Origin of the sequence: Pseudomonas sp. NPDC087342 (assembly GCF_044744265.1) — a bacterium.
In the GTDB taxonomy this organism is placed as follows: Bacteria; Pseudomonadota; Gammaproteobacteria; order Pseudomonadales; family Pseudomonadaceae; genus Aquipseudomonas; species Aquipseudomonas nunensis.
Genome location: NZ_JBIUXZ010000029.1, coordinates 4,727 through 24,774, shown reverse-complemented (window position 1 = coordinate 24,774; position 20,048 = coordinate 4,727). Strand labels below are relative to the sequence as shown.

General features: G+C 60.2%; 19 protein-coding genes. 11 read left to right on the top strand and 8 right to left on the bottom strand.

Annotated features, from left to right (window positions below):
• Window positions 1-140: 140 nt before the first annotated feature.
• From asd to ACIOYV_RS29975, 3 genes are read right to left on the bottom strand one after another with little or no spacing between them, the layout of a single operon-like run.
• Window positions 141-1,001: an archaetidylserine decarboxylase gene (asd, locus tag ACIOYV_RS29985; protein ID WP_054053334.1), complete on the bottom strand. Its 861-nt coding sequence runs from the start codon at window positions 999-1,001 to the stop codon at window positions 141-143.
• Window positions 1,002-1,019: 18 nt separating this feature from the next.
• The gene (locus ACIOYV_RS29980; RefSeq protein ID WP_401329660.1) at window positions 1,020-1,835 is read right to left on the bottom strand and encodes a rhodanese-like domain-containing protein; all 816 of its coding nucleotides are present in this window, start codon (window positions 1,833-1,835) and stop codon (window positions 1,020-1,022) included.
• 42 nt (window positions 1,836-1,877) lie between these two features.
• The gene (locus ACIOYV_RS29975) at window positions 1,878-3,416 is read right to left on the bottom strand and encodes an HDOD domain-containing protein (RefSeq protein ID WP_401329658.1); all 1,539 of its coding nucleotides are present in this window, start codon (window positions 3,414-3,416) and stop codon (window positions 1,878-1,880) included.
• Window positions 3,417-3,582: 166 nt separating this feature from the next.
• Between ACIOYV_RS29975 and motA the strand changes: the two genes are divergently transcribed.
• The 3 genes from motA (at window position 3,583) to ACIOYV_RS29960 (ending at window position 6,757) form a co-directional block, all read left to right on the top strand.
• Window positions 3,583-4,434 (top strand): flagellar motor stator protein MotA, encoded by an 852-nt coding sequence (gene motA, locus ACIOYV_RS29970; RefSeq protein WP_163907998.1) that lies wholly within the window; start codon window positions 3,583-3,585, stop codon window positions 4,432-4,434.
• A 3-nt stretch (window positions 4,435-4,437) separates the two neighbouring features.
• A complete protein-coding gene (gene motB / locus ACIOYV_RS29965) occupies window positions 4,438-5,487 on the top strand; it encodes a flagellar motor protein MotB (RefSeq protein ID WP_401329655.1) in 1,050 nt (349 codons plus the stop codon).
• Window positions 5,488-5,590: 103 nt separating this feature from the next.
• Window positions 5,591-6,757, top strand: a complete 1,167-nt coding sequence (locus ACIOYV_RS29960) for a sterol desaturase family protein (RefSeq protein ID WP_401329652.1) — start codon at window positions 5,591-5,593, stop codon at window positions 6,755-6,757.
• Between the two features lie 813 nt (window positions 6,758-7,570).
• Here ACIOYV_RS29960 and ACIOYV_RS29955 read toward each other — a convergent pair.
• The 4 genes from ACIOYV_RS29955 to rsgA form a co-directional block, all read right to left on the bottom strand.
• A complete protein-coding gene (locus ACIOYV_RS29955) occupies window positions 7,571-8,056 on the bottom strand; it encodes a toll/interleukin-1 receptor domain-containing protein (RefSeq protein WP_401329649.1) in 486 nt (161 codons plus the stop codon).
• Window positions 8,056-9,015 (bottom strand): caspase domain-containing protein, encoded by a 960-nt coding sequence (locus tag ACIOYV_RS29950; protein ID WP_401329646.1) that lies wholly within the window; start codon window positions 9,013-9,015, stop codon window positions 8,056-8,058. Before ACIOYV_RS29950 ends, ACIOYV_RS29955 begins: the two co-directional genes overlap by 1 nt.
• Window positions 9,016-9,017: 2 nt before the next feature.
• On the bottom strand, window positions 9,018-9,425 hold the full coding sequence (locus ACIOYV_RS29945; RefSeq protein WP_401329643.1) for a TIR domain-containing protein: 408 nt from the start codon (window positions 9,423-9,425) through the stop codon (window positions 9,018-9,020).
• Window positions 9,426-9,638: 213 nt separating this feature from the next.
• Entirely contained in the window at window positions 9,639-10,670 is a 1,032-nt protein-coding gene (rsgA, locus tag ACIOYV_RS29940; protein WP_054053342.1) for a small ribosomal subunit biogenesis GTPase RsgA, read from the bottom strand.
• A 107-nt stretch (window positions 10,671-10,777) separates the two neighbouring features.
• Between rsgA and orn the strand changes: the two genes are divergently transcribed.
• Window positions 10,778-11,320: an oligoribonuclease gene (gene orn / locus ACIOYV_RS29935; protein WP_054053345.1), complete on the top strand. Its 543-nt coding sequence runs from the start codon at window positions 10,778-10,780 to the stop codon at window positions 11,318-11,320.
• A gap of 225 nt (window positions 11,321-11,545) precedes the next feature.
• Window positions 11,546-12,157 (top strand): trimeric intracellular cation channel family protein, encoded by a 612-nt coding sequence (locus ACIOYV_RS29930; protein WP_054053347.1) that lies wholly within the window; start codon window positions 11,546-11,548, stop codon window positions 12,155-12,157.
• 113 nt (window positions 12,158-12,270) lie between these two features.
• On the opposite strand, the gene queG is transcribed toward ACIOYV_RS29930, so the two are convergent.
• The gene (gene queG / locus ACIOYV_RS29925) at window positions 12,271-13,335 is read right to left on the bottom strand and encodes a tRNA epoxyqueuosine(34) reductase QueG (protein WP_401329638.1); all 1,065 of its coding nucleotides are present in this window, start codon (window positions 13,333-13,335) and stop codon (window positions 12,271-12,273) included.
• A 63-nt stretch (window positions 13,336-13,398) separates the two neighbouring features.
• Here queG and ACIOYV_RS29920 point away from each other — a divergent pair, with 63 nt between their 5' ends.
• The 6 genes from ACIOYV_RS29920 to hfq all read left to right on the top strand — a co-directional run bounded on the left by ACIOYV_RS29920 (window position 13,399) and on the right by hfq (window position 20,018).
• Window positions 13,399-14,898: an NAD(P)H-hydrate dehydratase gene (locus ACIOYV_RS29920; RefSeq protein ID WP_401329635.1), complete on the top strand. Its 1,500-nt coding sequence runs from the start codon at window positions 13,399-13,401 to the stop codon at window positions 14,896-14,898.
• Window positions 14,886-15,356 carry a tRNA (adenosine(37)-N6)-threonylcarbamoyltransferase complex ATPase subunit type 1 TsaE gene (gene tsaE / locus ACIOYV_RS29915; protein ID WP_163908003.1) on the top strand — a complete coding sequence of 157 codons (471 nt, stop codon included), beginning with the start codon at window positions 14,886-14,888 and terminating at the stop codon, window positions 15,354-15,356. The genes ACIOYV_RS29920 and tsaE overlap by 13 nt, the downstream gene beginning before the upstream one ends.
• Window positions 15,357-16,784: an N-acetylmuramoyl-L-alanine amidase gene (locus ACIOYV_RS29910; RefSeq protein WP_054053355.1), complete on the top strand. Its 1,428-nt coding sequence runs from the start codon at window positions 15,357-15,359 to the stop codon at window positions 16,782-16,784.
• On the top strand, window positions 16,781-18,691 hold the full coding sequence (gene mutL / locus ACIOYV_RS29905) for a DNA mismatch repair endonuclease MutL (RefSeq protein WP_054616398.1): 1,911 nt from the start codon (window positions 16,781-16,783) through the stop codon (window positions 18,689-18,691). The genes ACIOYV_RS29910 and mutL overlap by 4 nt, the downstream gene beginning before the upstream one ends.
• Window positions 18,691-19,662 (top strand): tRNA (adenosine(37)-N6)-dimethylallyltransferase MiaA, encoded by a 972-nt coding sequence (gene miaA, locus ACIOYV_RS29900; protein WP_054053359.1) that lies wholly within the window; start codon window positions 18,691-18,693, stop codon window positions 19,660-19,662. Before mutL ends, miaA begins: the two co-directional genes overlap by 1 nt.
• 95 nt (window positions 19,663-19,757) lie before the next feature.
• Window positions 19,758-20,018 (top strand): RNA chaperone Hfq, encoded by a 261-nt coding sequence (hfq, locus tag ACIOYV_RS29895; RefSeq protein WP_007902656.1) that lies wholly within the window; start codon window positions 19,758-19,760, stop codon window positions 20,016-20,018.
• The last annotated feature ends 30 nt before the right edge of the window (window positions 20,019-20,048 follow it).

Genomic DNA, 20,048 nt, shown 5'->3' with positions numbered 1-20,048 from the left:
TTTTCGCTGATCTGACCCCTGTAGGAGCGAGGCTTGCCCGCGAAGGCGATCTCAAGGACGCCTTCGCCGGCAAGCCGTGCTCCTACAGAAGAGGGTACGAGGCCGGAAGCACCGAACCCCGTGGGGTTCGGCTCAGGGAATCAAGCGTTCGGCAAACCCAACGCTTGGCCCATTTGGACCGGCGAGGTTGCGCCCAGGCCTTCAACCCATTTGACCTGGTCCGGCCCGAACAGCACGACGGCGGTCGAACCCAATTTGAAGCGGCCCAGTTCCGCGCCTTTCTCCAGGTGGATCGGCGCACGTGCAGCTTCGTCGTAACGGAAGGTTTTCAGCTCGCGTTTCGGCGGCGTGACCAGCCCGGCCCACACGGTTTCAATCGACGCCACGATCATCGCGCCCACCAGCACCACGGCCATCGGCCCGCGCTCGGTGTCGAAAATGCACGCTACACGTTCGTTGCGAGCGAACAGTTCCGGGACGTTTTCGGCGGTGGTCTGGTTGACCGAGAAGATCCGGCCCGGGATGTAGACCATCTCGCGCAAGGTGCCGGCCAGCGGCATGTGCACACGGTGGTAGTCCTTCGGCGACAGGTAGATCGTCGCGAAGTCACCGCCCATGAACGGCGCGGCATTCGCGGCATCGCCACCCAGTAATTCCAGCACGCTGAAGCTGTGGCCCTTGGCTTGGAACACGCGACCGTGTTCGATCGGGCCGAGTTGGCTGACCGCACCGTCGGCCGGGCTGAGGATTGCGCCCGGGGTTTCGTCCAGAGGACGCGCGCCATCTTTCAGAGCGCGGGTGAAGAACGCGTTGAAATGCTCGTAGGCAGTCAGGTCTTCGACCAGCGCCTGGGACATGTCCACCTGATAGCGCTTGGCGAACCACGCGGTAAAGGCGTTCTTGAACCAGCGCACGCGGCATTCGGCAATGCAGCCGGCCAGTCGCGAGAGCAAGTGATGGGGCAGCAGGTATTGGCTGAGGATAAACAAACGCTTATTCATTAACTGTCCTTAAAAACCTTAAATCTCTACGGGGGTGTCGGGGTGGTTGCCCCATTCGCCCCAGGAGCCGGCGTAGCCTTTGACCCGCGGATAACCGAGGGACTTGGCCACTAGATAAGTGAAGCCAGAACGGTGGTGAGTCTGGCAGTGGGTGATGATTTCTTTGTCTTTGGTGATGCCGAGCTGGTCGAGGATCTGCGGCATGTCAGTGCGGATGCGCAGGTTGCGCGACTGATCCATGCCGGCGGTCCATTCGAAATTCACGGCACCGGGGATGTGCCCGGCCTTGGCGGCCAGGACTTTCTCGCCGGAGTACTCCAGCGGTCCACGGGCGTCCCAGATTGCCAGGTCGGCGGCACCGAGACGGCTTTGCAGGTATTCGCGGGTGGCGGTGGGTTCATCGTGCAATGTCAGTGAAACCGGGCCACCGACCGGGGCCGGGATCTGGATCGACATCGGCAAGCCTTCCGCCAGCCAGGCTGGCAGACCGCCGTCAATGTAGTGGTATTTTTTGTGGCCGATGACATCCAGCAGCCAGATAAAACGCCCGGCCCAACCGCCGCCTTCGTCGTCATAGACCACGTAGACCGCATCCGTGTTATGCCCCAGTTCACCGAACAACGCTTCAAGTGCCGCTTGCGGCGGCATCAGTCCCGGCGCTGGCGCCTGGCCGAGTTGCGTGCGTTTCGGATCGACAAAACGCGCACCGGGCAGATGCCCTTCGGCATAGCGGGCGCTGCTGGTCAGGTCCACCAGAATCAGTTCGCGGGCGTCGAGACGCGGGAGCAAGTCGCTCGGCTCGATCACCAGCGGCAAGCCAGAGAAGTCAGACATGTGAGGTCTCCAGAGCACAAAGGGGAGGATTGTAGCGCAGCCTTATTGGCCGCGGGTGCTAAAGCTATGCAGGGCCTTTTCGATGCACTGCGCGGTTTTGCCAAAGGCTTGCACGGTGATTTCCGAGAACGGCCCGCCGCCCTGGTCCGCCACCACGACCATGATCACCCGGCCATTGTTGACCAATGAGCGCAGCAGCAGGTGTTCGCCACCAAACTGCGCGCGCAGGCTGGCAGGCAGCAGCGCGGAAAACTGGGCATTATTGGCCGGCGTAATGCGCACCTGAGCCTGTTGCGAGAGCAGACGTTGCAACACGCTGCTCTGGCTCACTACAAAATTCAGGCCGGCGGCTTCTTTCGGCACTCCGGCGGTCTGGTGCACCCGCAGATTGGCGTGGGTGCGGTCGGCCATCAGGATCATTACCCGACGCATGCCGCAGGCAACCAGGGCATCGCGTGCCGAGGTGGTCAGGTGCATCGCGTTGGTGAAACGACTCGGCTCCACCAGCAGCGCTGCGCATTGTTTGCGCCAGTTGCTCAGGTCTTCAGTGGTTGGCGCCGGGGCGGGCAGCAGACCGGCGTGGACCCGGTTCATGCCCCACGGCCAAAGCAGCGAGACCGCCGGGTGCCAGAGGTCCGGCATCGCATGTTGACGGGCGCTATTGGCCGCCTGTTGGTGCAACTGTTGTTGCACTTCATCCATCGGGATTTGCAGATAAAGGCTGGTCAGGTACTGCCAGCGTTCACTGTGCGGACAGTCCCAGGCCTGTTGCGCCGACAGCGCCAGGCCGTTGGCCAGCAGCACGGTGTTAGCCGGTTGGTTGAGCCAGCGGCGCAAAGTCGGATCGTCATCGAGGCGGTTTTGCTGGCGCAGCGGATGATCGCTGTCTCGGGCAATACGCAGGACCTTCACCAGCTCTCGTTGCTCGTTCAATAGCAGGCGATAACCCTGCTGCACCCAGATCGGCAAGCGCCAGATGTCCACCAGCGCCAGGCATATTTCCAGCAGGCGCACGCCGAACAACTGTTTTTCGACTTTGCGCGCCGACTCGCCTTTATGAATGACCCGCAGTTCCCATTCTTCGAGCAAGTGCGGATGGGTCAGTGCCATCGGCCACAGCGGCGAGAGAAACAGCAGGCTGCCCCAGTGAATGTCCTGCCACAGTCGCGCCAGGCGATTGGCGAAGAAACCGTTGGCCTGTTGCGTCGCGTGCTGGCTGATCAATTGCAGCTGGCGCAGCGCTTTCGGGATCTCGGATTGTGGTTCGGCGGGCAGGCGCGCGAGCAATTCTTCGGTACGTTTCAACCCGAGGCGATTGAGCGCCACATCAAGGTTTTCCGCCGGCTCGGTCATGCTGCCATGGGTGTGGCGGTTGGCTTCGCGAATCACGCTCAAGGCCAGGGCCGGGCTTTCCTGCATCAATTCGGCAATGTCGCGCAGCGAGCTGCGGTTATTGCGAATGGCTTTGCAGACACGGTCATGACTCTCTTGCGGAACCGGCAGGCGCACGCCATCGAGAAGCTTGACCCAGCCTTCAAGAGTGGTCGGTTTTAGAGGTGGAACGTTCGTTTCATTAGCCATGGCTGGACGGGATCATCATTGGCTGTAAACACGCCCGGCGCGGGCTAAATTGGCTTTTCGCCTGAACTGGCTATAGTCTGGCGCAGTTTTGCCGATAAGTAGAAGAAGAGATTTTTTAACTTCCGAATATGACCTTGAACCCGACTCAGTAAGTGCTCTCCTACCTATGGCTAAATTAATCGGCATCATCGTCGTATTCGCGAGCGTGCTCGGCGGATACGTGCTCTCCCATGGCAAAATTGCCGCCCTGATTCAGCCTTTCGAGGTGATGATTATCGGTGGTGCGGCTCTCGGTGCATTCCTGCAGGCCAACCCCGGTTACATGACCATGCACGTGCTCAAGAAATCCTTGAGCATGTTCAGTTCGCGCTTCACCCACACCTTCTACCTTGAAGTGCTGGGCCTGATCTACGAGATCCTCAACAAGAGCCGCCGCGAAGGCATGATGGCCATCGAAGGCGACATCGAAGATGCCTCCGCGAGCCCGATTTTCGCAAAGTACCCAGCGGTGTTGAAAGACGAGCGCATGACCGCGTTCATCTGCGATTACCTGCGCATCATGTCCTCCGGCAACATGGCTCCGCATGAGCTGGAAGGCTTGTTCGACATGGAGCTCTACAGCCTCAAGGAAGACCTGGAGCACCCGTCCCACGCGGTGAACGGCATCGCCGACGCCATGCCGGGTTTCGGTATCGTCGCGGCGGTACTCGGTATCGTGGTGACCATGGCTTCCCTGGGCGAAGGCGACCAGAAGTCCATCGGCCTGCACGTTGGTGCGGCACTGGTAGGTACCTTCTTCGGTATTCTCGCGGCGTACGGTTTCTTTGGCCCGCTGGCGCATTCCCTGGCCCACGATGCCAAGGAAGAACTGAACGTCTACGAAGCCATCAAGGCCTCGCTGGTGGCCTCGGCTTCCGGCATGCCGCCATCGCTGGCGGTGGAGTTCGGTCGCAAGGTTCTGTACCCGGCGCACCGTCCTAGCTTCGCTGAGCTGGAACAAGCGGTTCGCGGTCGTTAAGTTATGGAAAATAATCAGCCGATTATTATCAAGCGCGTCAAGCGAATCGCGGGCGGGCATCACGGGGGCGCCTGGAAAATCGCCTTCGCTGACTTCGCGACGGCGATGATGGCGTTCTTCCTGGTGTTGTGGCTGCTGTCCACCGCCACGCCGGAACAGAAGATCGCCATCGCCGGTTACTTCAAAGACCCGGTCGGCTTCTCCGAAAGCGGCACGCCGTACATCATCGATCTGGGCGGCACGCCGACCCTGGCGCCGGAGAACACCCTCAACCCTGAGGTGAAATCCCAACCGCAGCCGGACAAGGTGACTGTCGATACCGAGCAGGTCGAAGGCATGGCCGAACAGGTCGAGAAAGAACGCCTGGAACTGCTGCTGCAAGAACTGCAAAACAAGGTTGAAGAGAACCCGCAGCTGCAGAAGTTCAAGGACCAGATCCTGTTCGAGATCACTCCTAACGGCTTGCGCATCCAAATCATGGACGCGGATAACCGGCCGATGTTCGATTCGGGTTCGGCGCGTTTGAAGCCTTACTTCGAAGACATTTTGTTGGCCATGGCCGACACCATTAAAGCGGTGCCGAACAAGATCAGCATCAGCGGTCACACCGACGCCAAGCCGTACACCGGCACTGGTGATTTCGGTAACTGGGAGTTGTCGGCCAACCGTGCCAACGCTGCTCGCCGTGCATTGGTCGCCGGCAGCTACCCGGAATCGCAAGTGGCGCGGGTCGTGGGTTATGCCTCGTCGGCGTTGTTTGATCGGGAGCATCCGTTCAACCCGGTCAACCGCCGTATCGACATCGTTGTGCTGACCAAGAAGGCTCAAGCGGCCATCGAAGGGGCGCAAGGGGCTGATCCAACGACCACGCCGGGGCAGGGTGCGCCGGGTGAAGCGCCAAATGCGCCGGCGACACCGGTCGATCCGAATGCTTTGCCTGCGGACAAGCAACCGGTGCCGGCGCATGAGCTGCGTGAGCGGTTGAATCTGTTTGAGGATGCGGCGCCGAAACCGGGTGATGCCGCTAAACCGGCTGAACCGCCCAAGCAATAACCCGCAAAAAAGCCACGGTGATCGTGGCTTTTTTGTTTCTGGCTGCGTCACTACTGCGTCGCGATGACTCGGCTCAGTTTTTTGGAATCATGGAAGATCAGTTATGGAAAGACTCAAGTCCTATTTTCAGCGGCACGGCAACGCACCCTTCAAGTTTGGTGAAGGTCGAGTCAGTGGCTACATCTCGGCCACGCTCGGGTTGTTGAGCCTGCTAGCCGTTCTCTGTTTCCTCTTTCCCGAATGGCTGACCACCGCCGAACTGCGCAAGGTCTACGACGAGCAATTTGCGCGCACTACGCTGCTGCTCGGGCTGGTGCTGTCGTTCAGCCTCGGCACCCTGAATATCCTGCTCAACAAGCGCAAGCGCTTGGGGATCACGGGGCTTGTTGCTTCAGGGCTGGCAGTGTTTCTCGGTGGTACCAATGTGCAGATAAGCTCGATCGGGCAGACGCCTTACTCGCTGGGGCTGGACTGGTTCGTCCTGGCGCTGCTGGTATCGGCCATCGTCTTCATCCCTCTGGAAAAACTCTATTCCAAGGACCCTGAGCAAAACATCCTGCGCCCGCACTGGCGAACCGACCTGACCTACTTTTTCGTCAGTCATATGCTGGTGCAATTCATCCTGATTTTCATCACCGCGTCGTCGAGCTATGTCGCAGGTTGGGCGATGTCGCCGGGCTTGCAGGCCAGCGTCCAGAGCTTCCCAATTGTCGTACAGTTCTTCCTCGCGGTGTTGGTGGCCGACCTCGGTCAGTACTGGCTGCATCGCCTCTATCATGTGGTGCCGTGGCTGTGGCGTATCCACGCCGTGCATCACTCGAGCACGCACATGGACTGGCTCGCGGGTTCGCGTGTTCACTTCGTCGAGATTCTGCTGACCCGCACCGGCGTGCTGGTGCCGTTGATGCTGCTGGGTTTCGCGCCGCAGGCGTTGAACGCCTACGTGATTCTGGTCGGCGTCCAGGCGGTGCTGGCCCACGCCAATGTGCGCATCAACGGCGGCTGGCTGAATTATCTGATGGTCCTGCCGCGTTATCACCATTGGCACCACGCACGGCACAAGGATTACATCTACAAGAACTACGCGATCCACACGCCATTGGTGGACATGCTGTTTGGCACTTTCAAGCTGCCGCCGAAAGAGTGGCCGGTGCGTTACGGGGTGTTTGGCAAGGACTTGCCGGGCGGGATTGTGCGTCAGCATCTTTATCCGTTTCAGAAGCCTGAGCCGAAGGTTGTTGCACCAAAACCACCGGCCGCGGTGTCCTGACTCAACAATCAAGCCGACAGAGATGTCGGCTTTTTTGTGCGGCTTTCATTTCAGCGGGGGCTCGCCCCCTGTAGGAGCGAGGCTTGCCCGCGAAGTCGGCCTGATAGCCGACCCACCTTTTGCATATGTACATCGATCAATTGTGGGAGCGAGCTTGCTCGCGATGGCGGCCTTCGAGTCGGTCTATTTTTGGAGGGTGTGCACATCCGTTTCTGCGGTAACGGCTGCTTAGGGTTCCGCTCTTACAGCGGGTCACTTTGGAAGAGCGCCAAAGTAACCAAAGCGCTTTTGCCCCTTTCGTTCGGAGCCTCGCCCAGGCTCGGCATGCCCTCGCTCCGGTCCTGCTCCGTGGGCCCGCCGCCATCGGCCATCCATGGCCGGGGGCGGCTAACCCGGCATCCATGCCGGGTTGCCCACTGCGCAGAACCTCCACTCGGCCTCTCGAGGGGGCGTGCACCGCAACAGCGCCGCGAGGCGGCCTGATAGCCGACCTGACTAGGGCGCACGCGTTCTCCTGATTCATTTTTAGCGCGGACACGGTCCCTGTAGGAGCGAGGCTTGCCCGCGAAGACGGCTTGGTAGTCAAACCACCTTTTGCAGATGTACACCGATCAATTGTGGGAGCGGGCTTGCTCGCGAAGGCGGCCTGATAGCCGACCTGTCTCTTGCAGATGTACACCGATCAAATTGTGGGAGCGAGCTTGCTCGCGATGGCGGCCTTCGAGTCGGTCTGTTTTTGGAGGGTATGCATATCCGTTTCTGCGGTAACGGCTGCTTTGGGTTCCGCTCTTACAGCGAGTCACTTTATGCGTGTCAAAAACCTCTTCGAACCCGGTTTTTCAGCTGGTCGTGAAAGATATCTGCGTTTTTCTTGTAGGTGCTGCGCAGTGACTCGCTGATCGAGTCCAGCATCATCGAACGTTTGGACATCACCTCGTCGCGGTAGGCATCAATAAAAAATTCAATGTCCTTTTCGCTGGTCAGCTTCGGCCATTTATCCAGATACAACGGCAACTCCGCCGGGCCGGTCTTGAACGAGCAGATTCGCCGATTGCTGATGGTGGCTTCGCCGATTTCGAACGGCACCCACCACGACAGCGCGGTGCTCTCGGACACTACCGCCAGCAGGTGCGTGCAGTCACTGATGTTGCGCGTGATGACCCCGGTGATGTCGTCGGTGGTCTGCGACTCAGGATCGAGCACGTCCAGATAGGTTTTGATGTTGGCCTGTATCAATCGGTTATTGATAGCGATGGCTTGTGGCCGATCCACATGGCGGTAGCTGATAAACACTGGCATCAGAAATGTCCCTTGATCGCAAGTTCACGGTAATAGGCGCCGAGCGCTGTCAGGCGGCAGCCCGTGGCGTGCAGCGCGGCGTAATACATGTGCTCGGCGTCCACGGGTTCGATCAGGCTGTGGCGGTTACACTTCTGCAGTTGTTTGAAGATCTCGCCATTATCCGGGTCGAACGCTGCTTCGGTGGGTTCGTAGCTGGGATCCAGCGGGAAGACATAACTCGGCTCCGGGAACCAGTCTTTCAACTTGCGCAATGTCTCCTCGGCAATCAGCGGCGCGACTTCGCGCAACGGGACGAATTGCGAGACGTTTGTCTTGAACACGGGCCGTTGTTCCCAGGCGCCGAGCGCGTTGTCGACAAACGAATACACACTGCCCGGCGTCACCTTGCCCAGCACATTGGCTGCGCCGCCGTGCAAAGCCTGTAACAGCAGGTCGGTGAATACACCGTGGCCTCGGCTTTCCAGCGCCGACTGATCCTTCTTGCAGGCGGTCAGGATGGTCATGCCTTCGCCGACCACGCTGTTGCCACCGCGCAACCCGCGCATCGCTGCGGCTGCGCCGGCCTGACAGCAGTCGAGGATGATGATTTTGTTCTTGATCTGCGGGGCGTTGTCCGCCCAGTTCAATATGTCGCTGATGCGAATGCCATCACCGCCCGGTGCAAAGTCCTGAGGGATCAATAGCCCTTCGTCGATGCTGGTATCGAATTGACCGTGGCCAGCGAAATACAGGAGTGCCACATCACAATCGCCGGAAAAAAGGCTTTGGATATGCTGTTTCATGGCCGTCAGTGAAAGGTCATCCTCGGCTGAAGTCAGGACTTTGCTGCTGAAGTTGGGCCGTCCACTGGCGTGACGTTCCAATACCGAAGCCATGGCCATGGCGTCGTTGTTGCAACCGCTTAGCGGTGAAACATGCTGGTAGTGGTTGATGCCAATAAACAATCCCTTGCGCATGTTCACACCGCCGTATGCAAGCGAATCGTGTTGACGATGCTGTTGGTGTTCCATGCGCATTCAGCGTGTGCCGCGTCACGTACTACCGTTGAAATACGCTCGGCGCCGAACGGTTTGATGGCGATGATCACCTTGCCCATGCGCTTGGCGATCTCGATCTCCTTGTTGATCCACTTGCTGTAGGTGGAATACATGCCAGCCATGATTAGCACCGCCGAGCACGGGCGGATCTTGTTTTCGATGGCTTCGATCAGTTGCTTGTCGGTTTTTGCACCAATAATCGGGTTCTCGGGTGGTACCGAAAAGTTCTTGAAGGTGAACGTCGGGTGCGCATTCAGCAGACGCACCAGATTGTCGTGTGTGTCGGAGTAGTTCCACGAATGACTGATGAACAAATGATAGGTTTGCATGGGTGTCCCTCGGTATCGCCAACGTGCGATGAGGGCTTGAATGTAGAGACTTGAGTGGCCGTAACAAGGCCTTGGACGTTAAAGAGACATGTCCTACGAGCTGGCGTGCAAATGCCTTACAGAGCAATCTGACGTTTAATTTTGAAGGGGCTTGTGTAGGAGAAAGCGAACGAGCGGCAGCCCGACAAGGGTCAGGGCTGCGATCGTGTCTGTTTAGTAGCTGGTTTCCGGCAAGCTCGCGATGATCGAGCGATAGCTGTTCATCCGTTGCTGTTGCACGCGGCCGTCTTCCAACGCCTTGAGCAGGGCACAACCCGGTTCACGGTCGTGTTTGCAGTCGCGGAAGCGGCAGGTGCCGATCAAGTCGTTGAACTCGATGAAACCGGCTTCGACGTCGGCACGGCTGACGTGGCCCAAGCCGAATTCACGGATACCCGGGGAGTCGATCAGTTCGCCGCCGCCGGGGAAGTGGAACAGCCGCGCGGTGGTGGTGGTGTGGGTGCCCTGGCCGGACAATTCGGACAGCGGGCCGACACGGGTTTCGACTTCCGGCAGCAGGCTGTTGACCAGCGAGGATTTACCGACGCCAGACTGGCCGACGAAGACGCTGATGCGCCCGTCCAGTTGTTCCTGCAATTGCTCCATGCCGTTGCCGTGGTGCGCCGACACTTCGAGCACCGGGTAACCCAGCGTGCGGTAGACCGCCAGCAGGGCATTCAGCGCCGGGGCGTTCTGCTCGTCGATCAGGTCGAATTTGTTGAGCAGCAGCAGCGGACGAATCCCGGCGTGCTCAGCAGCGACCAGATAGCGGTCGATCAGGTTGGCGTGGGGCTCGGGCAGCGGGGCGAAGACGATGACGATCATGTCGACGTTGGCCGCTACGGGTTTGAGCTGGCCACGGCTGTCCGGGCGGCAGAGTTCGGTTTTGCGCGGCAGTTGCGCCACGATCACACCGATGCCCTGGTTGCCGGCACGCCAGACGACCTGATCGCCGGTCACCAGCGCCGGCAGGTTGGCGCGCAAGTGACAGCGGAACACCTGGCCGGCCAGTTCGCCTTCGAGGGCTTCGACTTCGACCTGCACACCGAAGTGGGCGATCACCAGGCCGGTCTGCTCCGGACCCAGGTCGCCGCCCTCAAGTGCCTCGACAGCCGAGGACTCGCGTTTGGCGGCGCGGGCAGCGCGTTCGCCCTGAATCTTTTCGATGCGCCAGTTTTGACGACGATTGAGTTGGCGTTTGGCCATGGGTGTTCCGTATCAAGAATGCAGCGATTAGGTAAAACGGCCGCGAGTTTAGCACGCCCGACTACTTCCCTAGGCTAAACTGCGCAGCATTGCCTAGGAGCCGACACATGCAAAACCCGCAGAATCTGATCTGGATCGACTTGGAAATGACCGGTCTGAACCCTGATACCGACGTCATCATCGAGATGGCGACCATTGTCACCGACAGTGATCTGAACACTTTGGCCGAAGGCCCGGTGATCGCGATCCACCACAGCGACGCGATTCTCGCTGGCATGGACGAGTGGAACACCCGTCAACACGGCGGTTCGGGCCTGACCCAACGGGTGCGCGACAGCCGCATCAGCATGGCCGAAGCTGAAGCCGAGACCATCGCCTTCCTGGAAAAGTGGGTGCCGAAGGGCAAGTCGCCGATCTGTGGCAACAGCATCTGTCAGGACCGTCGCTTCCTTTATACGCACATGAAATCCCTGGAAAGCTACTTCCACTACCGCAACCTCGACGTGTCGACGCTCAAAGAGCTGGCCGCACGCTGGGCGCCGGACGTGCGCGACAGCTTCCAGAAGGGCAGCACGCACCTGGCGCTGGACGATATCCGCGAATCGATTGCCGAGTTGCAGCACTACCGCAAGCATTTCATCAAGTTCTGATTCTGTGGTGACTCTGTGGCGAGGGGGCTTGTCGGAATGCCGCACCACCCCGTTCGGCTGCGCAGCAGTCGTGAAACCTGTGTAAGCGGTGTGACTGACAGGATGCAAGGGAGTGCTTCGCACTCCAACGGGGGCAAGCCCCCTCGCCACAGGTTATCTGTTCGCCCTCTTTTGGTGCCGTCCCTAAATGGCTAGACTGCGCGCCTTCCTGCCAGGACCGCCGCCATGTTGCTGATGCTCTACCTGATCGCTATCACCGCCGAAGCCATGACCGGCGCCTTGTCTGCTGGCCGGCGTGGCATGGACTGGTTTGGCGTGGTGCTGATCGCCTGCGTCACGGCCCTGGGTGGCGGTTCGGTGCGTGACGTGTTGCTCGGCCACTACCCGCTGACCTGGGTCAAACACCCGGAATACCTGGTGCTGACCTCGGTCGCGGCGATGTTCACGGTCTTCACTGCTCGCTGGATGCGTCACCTGCGCTCGCTGTTCCTGGTGCTCGACGCCGTCGGCCTGGTGGCGTTCACGTTGATCGGCTGCATGACCGCCCTGGAAATGGGCCACGGCATGTTGGTCGCGTCGGTCAGCGGCGTGATCACCGGGGTGTTCGGCGGCATCCTGCGGGACATTTTCTGCAACGACATCCCGCTGATCTTCCGCCGCGAGCTCTACGCCAGCGTCTCCTTCGCGGCGGCGTGGTGCTACATGCTCTGCATTTATCTGCAATTGCCGGGGGAGCAGGCGATCTTGATCACCTTGTTTGGCGGGTTTTTGCTGCGGTTGCTGGCGATCCGGTTTCATTGGGAAATGCCGAAGTTCGTCTACAACGACGAGGCCTGATTTACACATTACCCCTGTAGCAGCTGCCGGAGGCTGCGTTCGGCTGCGAAGCAGTCGTAGATGTTCGGGGGCACCGCGAGTCTTGCGGCCTCGAACGCAGCCTTCGGCAGCTGCTACATGAGACCGTGCTGTTTCAGCGCCCACTCAACATGCTCACGCACCAACTCCGACGGATACTCGCGCCGCGCCTTCAACGCTTCCAGTACCGGAATGCTCGACGGTGCATTACCCAAACCCACCGCCAGATTCCTCAACCAGCGCTCATAACCCGCCCGGCGTAGCGGCGAACCTTCGGTGCTGCTGAGAAACTTGTCCTCATCCCACATGAACAGCTCGGCCAGCTCAGCGTTGTCCAGATTGTGCCGTGGCTTGAAGTCGCTTTCGCCCGACGGACGGGCAAAGCGGTTCCACGGGCAGACGATCTGGCAGTCATCGCAACCAAACACCCGATTGCCGATCAGTGGCCGCAAGTCTTCGGGGATCGCGCTTTTCAGTTCGATGGTCAGGTAGGAAATGCAGCGCCTGGCGTCCAGCACGTAAGGACCAACGAAGGCGTTGGTCGGACAGATGTCCAGGCACGCGGTGCAGCGACCGCAATGTTCGGTGGAGTGGGGCGGGTCTTCCGGCAGCGGCAGATCGACAAACAGTTCGCTGAGGAAGAAGTAACTGCCGGCCTTGCGATTCAAGACCAAGGTGTTTTTGCCGATCCAGCCAAGACCGGCCTTCTCGGCGATGGCTTTTTCCAGTACCGGGGCGCTGTCGACAAATGCGCGGAAACCGAAGGGGCCGATCTCGGCCTGAATTTTATCTGCCAGTTGTTGCACGCGTTTACGGATCAATTTGTGGTAATCGCGGCCCAAGGCATAGCGCGATACGTAGGCTTTTTCCGGTTGGGCCAGTAATTGCGCCATTTGCGTGTCGCCGGGCAGGTAGTCCATGCGCAGGGACACTACACGCAAAGTGCCGGGCACCAGCTCTTCAGGGTGCGAGCGTTTGCTGCCGTGGGCACCCATGTATTCCATTTCACCGTGGTAGCCGGCGGCGAGCCAGCGCTCCAGATGCTGCTCATGCTCGGCGAGGTCCAGGCCGCTGATGCCGACTTGCTGGAAGCCCAGCTCGCGGCCCCAGTCCTTGATGGATTGGGCGAGGGCGGGCAGGTCTGTGGTAATAGCGGGCATGAGACGAGAGAAACCGGAGCTGAGGTGCGTATAATTCTGCCAGACATCGGAGCCCGAAGACGCATGCCGCACACTAAAGATGATTTACCCGACGCGCTGTACAGCGCCGCGCAAGTGCGAGGGCTCGATGCGAGCCTGATCGCGGCCGGCACGCCGGGCTTCGAATTGATGCATCGTGCGGCGCGGGCGACCTGGCGTGCGCTGGTCCGGCAGTGGCCGACGGCCAACGAATTGACGGTGCTGGCCGGTCACGGCAACAACGCTGGCGATGGCTATCTGGTGGCGGTGCTGGCGCGGCGTGCCGGTTGGCATGTGCGGGTGTTGGCCGCCGGTGATCCCCAGCGTTTGCAGGGTGACGCGGTATCGGCTCACGCCGAAGCCGTGTCCGAAGGCGTAGCGATTCAAGCCTGGAACGCCCATTCCGAGTTGCGCGGTATCGTGCTCGATGCCTTGCTCGGCACCGGTTTGACGGGCGAGGTGCGAGAGCCTTATGCCAGCGTCATCGCGGCGCTCAATGCCAGTGGCTTGCCGGTGGCGGCGGTGGATATTCCCTCGGGGCTGTGCGCCGATACTGGTCGTCTGCTCGGCGCGGCGGTTCGGGCGGACCTGACCGTGACCTTTATTGGTTTGAAGCTGGGTCTGTTCATGGGCGAAGCGGCGGACGTGGTGGGCGAGTTGGTCTTCAATGACCTGCAAGCCGATCCCGAAGCGTTCAACAATGCTGTCATCAGTGCTCGTCGCCTGACTACCGGTAACCTGCCGCGACTGGCGTCTCGGCCGCCAACTTCACATAAAGGTCAATTCGGCCACGTCCTGCTGATCGGCGGTGATCGTGGTTTCGGTGGTGCAATCCTGCTGAGCACACAAAGTGCGCTGCGCAGTGGCGCCGGCATGGTGTCCGTGGCCACGCGTAGCGAACACGTGCCGGCCGCGCTGGCCAGAATCCCCGAAGCCATGGTGCTCGGCACGTCGTCGGCCAATCAACTGATGGGCTTGCTGGAAAAGGTTTCGGTGCTGGTGGTCGGTCCAGGCCTCGGTCAGGCCGCATGGGGACGCAGTTTGTTGTCCGCCGCTGCCAACGCGCCGCTGCCGCAGGTCTGGGACGCCGATGCGTTGAATCTGTTGGCCGCAGAGCAGGTGAAGCTGCCCGCCGATTGCATCATCACCCCGCATCCCGGCGAAGCAGCGCGATTGCTGGGGATAAGCACCGCCGAAGTGCAGGCCGATCGTCCCGCCGCCGCTCACGCGTTGAGCAAAAAATATACAGCTGTAGTGATTCTGAAAGGCGCCGGTAGCCTGATCGCCAGCCCTGATGGGCGTCTGGCGGTGTGTCATCAGGGCCATCCGGCGATGGCTACTGCGGGTTTGGGTGATGTGCTGGCCGGTTTGGTCGGTGCCTTGCTCGCCCAACGCATGCAAGCGTTCGACGCGGCGTGCCTGGCGGTCTGGCTGCATGCCAATGCCGGCGCGCAACAAGGTAAATCGGGCCGTGGGCTGGCGGCCAGTGATCTGATTCCAGCCATTCGTCAGTTGTTGGAGGAGCAAGCACCGTGTCTGAAGTAACCCTGTACCTGGCTGATGAAGAGGCGATGACCGCGTTCGGTGCTCGCATAGCGCAAACCACCCAAGGGCACGGTCTGATTTTTCTCGAAGGCGATCTGGGGGCAGGTAAAACCACGCTGTCCCGGGGCATCATCCGTGGCTTGGGGCATGTGGGGGCGGTAAAAAGTCCGACCTTCACTTTGGTCGAGCCCTACGAGATCGGCGACATCCGAGCCTTCCACTTTGACCTTTATCGACTGGTCGATCCGGAAGAGCTGGAGTACCTCGGCATCCGCGATTACTTCGACGACGATGCTTTGTGTTTGATCGAATGGCCCCAGAAGGGTGCAGGCTTTTTGCCAAAGCCCGACCTGACCATTACCATTAGCCCGCAAGACAGCGGACGTTCGCTGAATATTTTGTCCCAGGGCTCGCGTGGCGAGTCGTGGTGTGCCGCTTTGGCATTGGAATCCAATTAAATGATGGGGTCAGGTATGCGCTTTCGCGCGATGGTAGCTGCCGTAGGATTGTTGTTTTTGGCGGTGACCGTCGACGCTGTGGCCGAATCGAAGGTCAACAGCGTTCGCCTGTGGCGAGCTCCGGATAACACACGACTGGTGTTCGACCTCACGGGGCCGGTGCAGCACAGTGTCTTCACCCTGACCTCGCCGGATCGGCTGGTTATCGACATCAATGGTGCGACCCTCGGTGCGCCGCTGAACGTCAACACGTCCAACACGCCGATTACCGCGATGCGTTCGGCCCAACGCACGCCGACCGACCTGCGGGTGGTCATCGACCTGAAAAAAGCCGTCACGCCGAAAAGCTTCAGCCTGGCGCCGAACGCCCAGTACGGCAATCGCCTGGTGGTCGATCTGTTCGACAGCGCCGACGCCGCCGCGCCGATCCCGCCGCCGACCAACGTAGCCACTGTGGCCCCGGTGCCGGTCACTCCAATCGATCCTCCAGTGAAACTGCCGCCCGCTCCGGCCGGCAAGCGCGACATTATTGTGGTGATCGATGCCGGTCACGGCGGCGAAGACCCGGGTGCCTCGGGCTCGCGCGGTCAGCATGAGAAAGACGTGGTATTGGCCATCGCCCGTGAGCTGCAGCGCCAGGTCAACGGCATGAAAGGCTTCCGCGCCGAACTGACCCGCACCGGCGACTACTTCATTCCGCTGCGTGGCCGTACCGAGATCGCGCGCAAGAAAGGCGCCGACTTGTTCGTCTCGATCCACGCCGACGCCGCGCCGTCAGCGGCTGCCTTCGGTGCGTCGGTGTTCGCCTTGTCTGATCGCGGCGCTACTTCCGAGACTGCCCGTTGGTTGGCCGACAGCGAAAACCGTTCCGACTTGATCGGTGGTGCCGGCAGCGTCAGCCTCGACGACAAGGACCGCATGCTGGCCGGCGTGCTGCTCGACCTGTCGATGACTGCTTCCCTGACCTCCAGCCTGAACGTTGGCCAAAAAGTCTTGAGCAACATCAGCCGCGTCACGCCGTTGCACAAACAACGGGTGGAGCAGGCCGGGTTCATGGTGTTGAAGTCTCCGGATATTCCGTCGATCCTGGTCGAAACCGGCTTCATCTCCAACGCCAACGAAGCCTCGAAACTGTCGGCGGCGAGCCACCAGCAAGCGCTCGCGCGTTCCATCAGCGCCGGTGTTCGTCAGTTCTTCCAGCAAAATCCGCCGCCGGGCACTTACATCGCCTGGCTGCGTGATTCCGGCAAGATTGTCCAGGGCCCGCGTGACCATCGCGTGAGCCCGGGCGAGACGCTGGCGATGATTGCCGTGCGTTACCAGGTGTCCCCGGCGACCCTGCGCAGCGCCAATAACCTGAAAAGCGACGAGCTGAAAATCGGTCAGACCCTGACCATTCCCGGCACTGAACTGGCGGCCAAAGAATGAATCAGGCGCTGACCAATACTGCTCGCATCGAGCTGCTCAGCCCGCGACTGGCGAACCAGATTGCCGCCGGTGAGGTGGTTGAACGCCCGGCCTCGGTGATCAAGGAGCTGCTGGAAAACAGCCTCGACTCCGGTGCCCGGCGTATTGATGTCGACGTGGAACAGGGCGGCGTCAAGTTGCTGCGGGTGCGTGACGATGGCAGCGGTATTTCTGCCGATGATTTGCCGCTGGCCTTGGCGCGACACGCCACCAGTAAGATTCGTAACCTCGAAGACCTCGAACAGGTGATGAGCCTCGGGTTTCGCGGTGAAGCCCTGGCGTCGATCAGTTCCGTGGCGCGCCTGACGTTGACGTCCCGCACCAAGGATGCCGATCAGGCCTGGCAAGTCGAAACCGAAGGCCGGGACATGGCGCCTCGCGTCCAACCGGCGGCTCACCCGGTGGGCACCTCGGTGGAGGTGCGCGACCTGTTCTTCAACACCCCGGCCCGGCGCAAGTTTCTCAAGACTGAAAAAACCGAATTCGATCACCTGCAAGAAGTGATCAAGCGCCTGGCTCTGGCGCGTTTCGACGTGGCGTTCCATTTGCGCCACAACGGCAAGACCATCCTCAGCCTGCACGAGGCCCACGATGATGCGGCCCGCGCCCGGCGTGTGGCGGCGATCTGCGGCTCGGGTTTCCTGGAGCAGGCGCTGCCGATCGAAATCGAGCGCAATGGCCTGCATTTGTGGGGGTGGGTCGGGCTGCCGACGTTCAACCGCAGCCAGGCGGACTTGCAGTATTTCTTCGTGAATGGTCGTGCGGTACGCGACAAACTGGTGGCCCACGCGGTGCGCCAGGCCTATCGCGACGTGCTGTTCAACGGCCGGCACCCGACGTTCGTGCTGTTTTTCGAAGTCGATCCGGCGGGCGTCGACGTCAACGTGCACCCGACCAAGCACGAGGTGCGTTTCCGTGACGGGCGCATGGTTCACGATTTCCTCTACGGCACTTTGCACCGCGCCTTGGGCGATGTGCGGCCGGAAGATCATCTGGCGGCGCCGGTCGCGACTGCCATTGTTCGGCCTACCGGCATTGATGCTGGCGAATTCGGGCCGCAGGGCGAAATGCGCCTGGCAGCCAATGCGTTGCTGGAACAGCCTCAAGGGCAACCGACCTTCAATACGGCGGCGGGCTCGGGCGCTGGCGCCGGTTATCAGTATCAATACACGCCGAAGCCTCAATCCGGCGTGCCGGTGGCGGAAGCCCAGGCGGCGTACCGCGAGTTTTTCGCGCCGTTACCCGAAGCCAATGCGGTCGCGTTGCCTGCCGGTCAAGACGATATTCCACCGCTGGGTTATGCGCTGGCGCAGCTCAAGGGCATTTATATCCTTTCGGAAAACGCCCAAGGCCTGGTGCTGGTGGACATGCATGCCGCTCACGAGCGGATCATGTATGAACGCCTGAAAGTCGCCATGGCCAGCGAAGGCCTGAGTGGCCAGCCGCTGCTGGTGCCGGAATCCCTGGCCGTGAGCCAGCGCGAAGCCGATTGCGCCGAAGAAAACGTCGCATGGTTCCAGCGCCTGGGCTTTGAATTGCAACGCCTGGGCCCGGAAACCCTGGCGATCCGGCAGATTCCGGCGCTGCTCAAGCAGGCGGAAGCCAATCGCCTGGTCAGCGACGTACTGGCGGACCTGATGGAATACGGCACAAGTGACCGGATTCAGGCGCACCTGAACGAATTGCTCGGCACCATGGCCTGTCACGGCGCGATCCGGGCTAATCGGCGCCTGGCGCTGCCGGAAATGAACGGTCTGCTGCGGGACATGGAAAACACCGAACGCAGCGGTCAATGCAACCATGGCCGACCGACCTGGACCCAATTGGGCCTGGACGATCTGGACAAACTGTTCTTGCGCGGTCGTTGATGAGCCAGCTCCCTCCAGCGATTTTCCTGATGGGCCCGACCGCTGCGGGCAAGACCGACCTGGCCATCGAGCTGACCAAAGTCCTGCCGTGCGAGCTGATCAGTGTCGATTCGGCGCTGGTCTACCGTGGCATGGACATCGGCACCGCCAAGCCTTCAAAAGAGATTTTGGCCGAATTCCCACACCGCTTGATCGATATTCTCGACCCGGCGGAGAGCTATTCGGCGGCGGATTTTCGTCGTGATGCCCTTGAGGCGATGGCGGAGATCACTTCGCGTGGAAAAATCCCGCTGCTTGTAGGCGGCACGATGCTCTACTACAAGGCTTTGGTCGAAGGACTGGCTGAAATGCCGGCGGCCGATCCCGAGGTTCGCGCGCAAATCGAAGAAGAGGCTGAACGCCTTGGCTGGCAAGCCCTGCACGACCAGTTGGCGGTGATTGATCCGGTGTCGGCAGCGCGAATTCACCCGAACGATCCGCAACGTCTGAGTCGTGCGCTGGAAGTTTACCGTGTGAGCGGTCAGAGCATGACCGAGCTGCGGCTCAGACAATCTGCGCAAAGTACTGAAGCAGCCGCTTCGGGACTGCAACAATTGCCCTATACTGTCGCGAACTTGGCCATCGCTCCGGCAAATCGCCAGGTACTGCACGAGCGCATTAAACAAAGATTCACAATTATGTTGGAACAGGGATTCATCGACGAGGTCGTAGCCCTGCGTAAGAGAAGTGACCTGCATGCCGGGTTGCCATCCATACGCGCTGTTGGGTACCGACAAGTCTGGGATTACCTGGATGGCAAGCTGACGCAAGCCGAGATGCAGGAACGTGGAATCATAGCCACGCGCCAATTGGCAAAGCGCCAGTTCACCTGGCTACGCAGTTGGGCTGATTTACACTGGCTGGACAGCCTCGATTGCGACAATCTGCCGCGCGCCTTGAAATACCTCGGGACCATCTCCATATTGAGCTGAGTCCTTGCAATTGCCGTCTATCCTTGGGGGTGTGACGGCCAGAGCCATCTGAATTACCTATTTTTTATTATTGAATCCTTAAAGGAGTGCGGCACATGTCAAAAGGGCATTCGCTACAAGACCCTTACTTGAATACTTTACGTAAAGAGAAAGTTGGGGTTTCCATCTACCTGGTCAACGGGATCAAACTGCAAGGCACGATCGAGTCTTTCGACCAGTTCGTTATCCTGCTGAAAAACACCGTTAGCCAGATGGTTTACAAACACGCTATCTCTACAGTGGTGCCGGTTCGTCCAATTCGTCTGCCTAGCGCAACCGAATCCGAAGCAGGCGACGCTGAGCCAGGAAACGCCTGAGAGGAGTCTCCTTTGTTCTTTGAGCGCCAC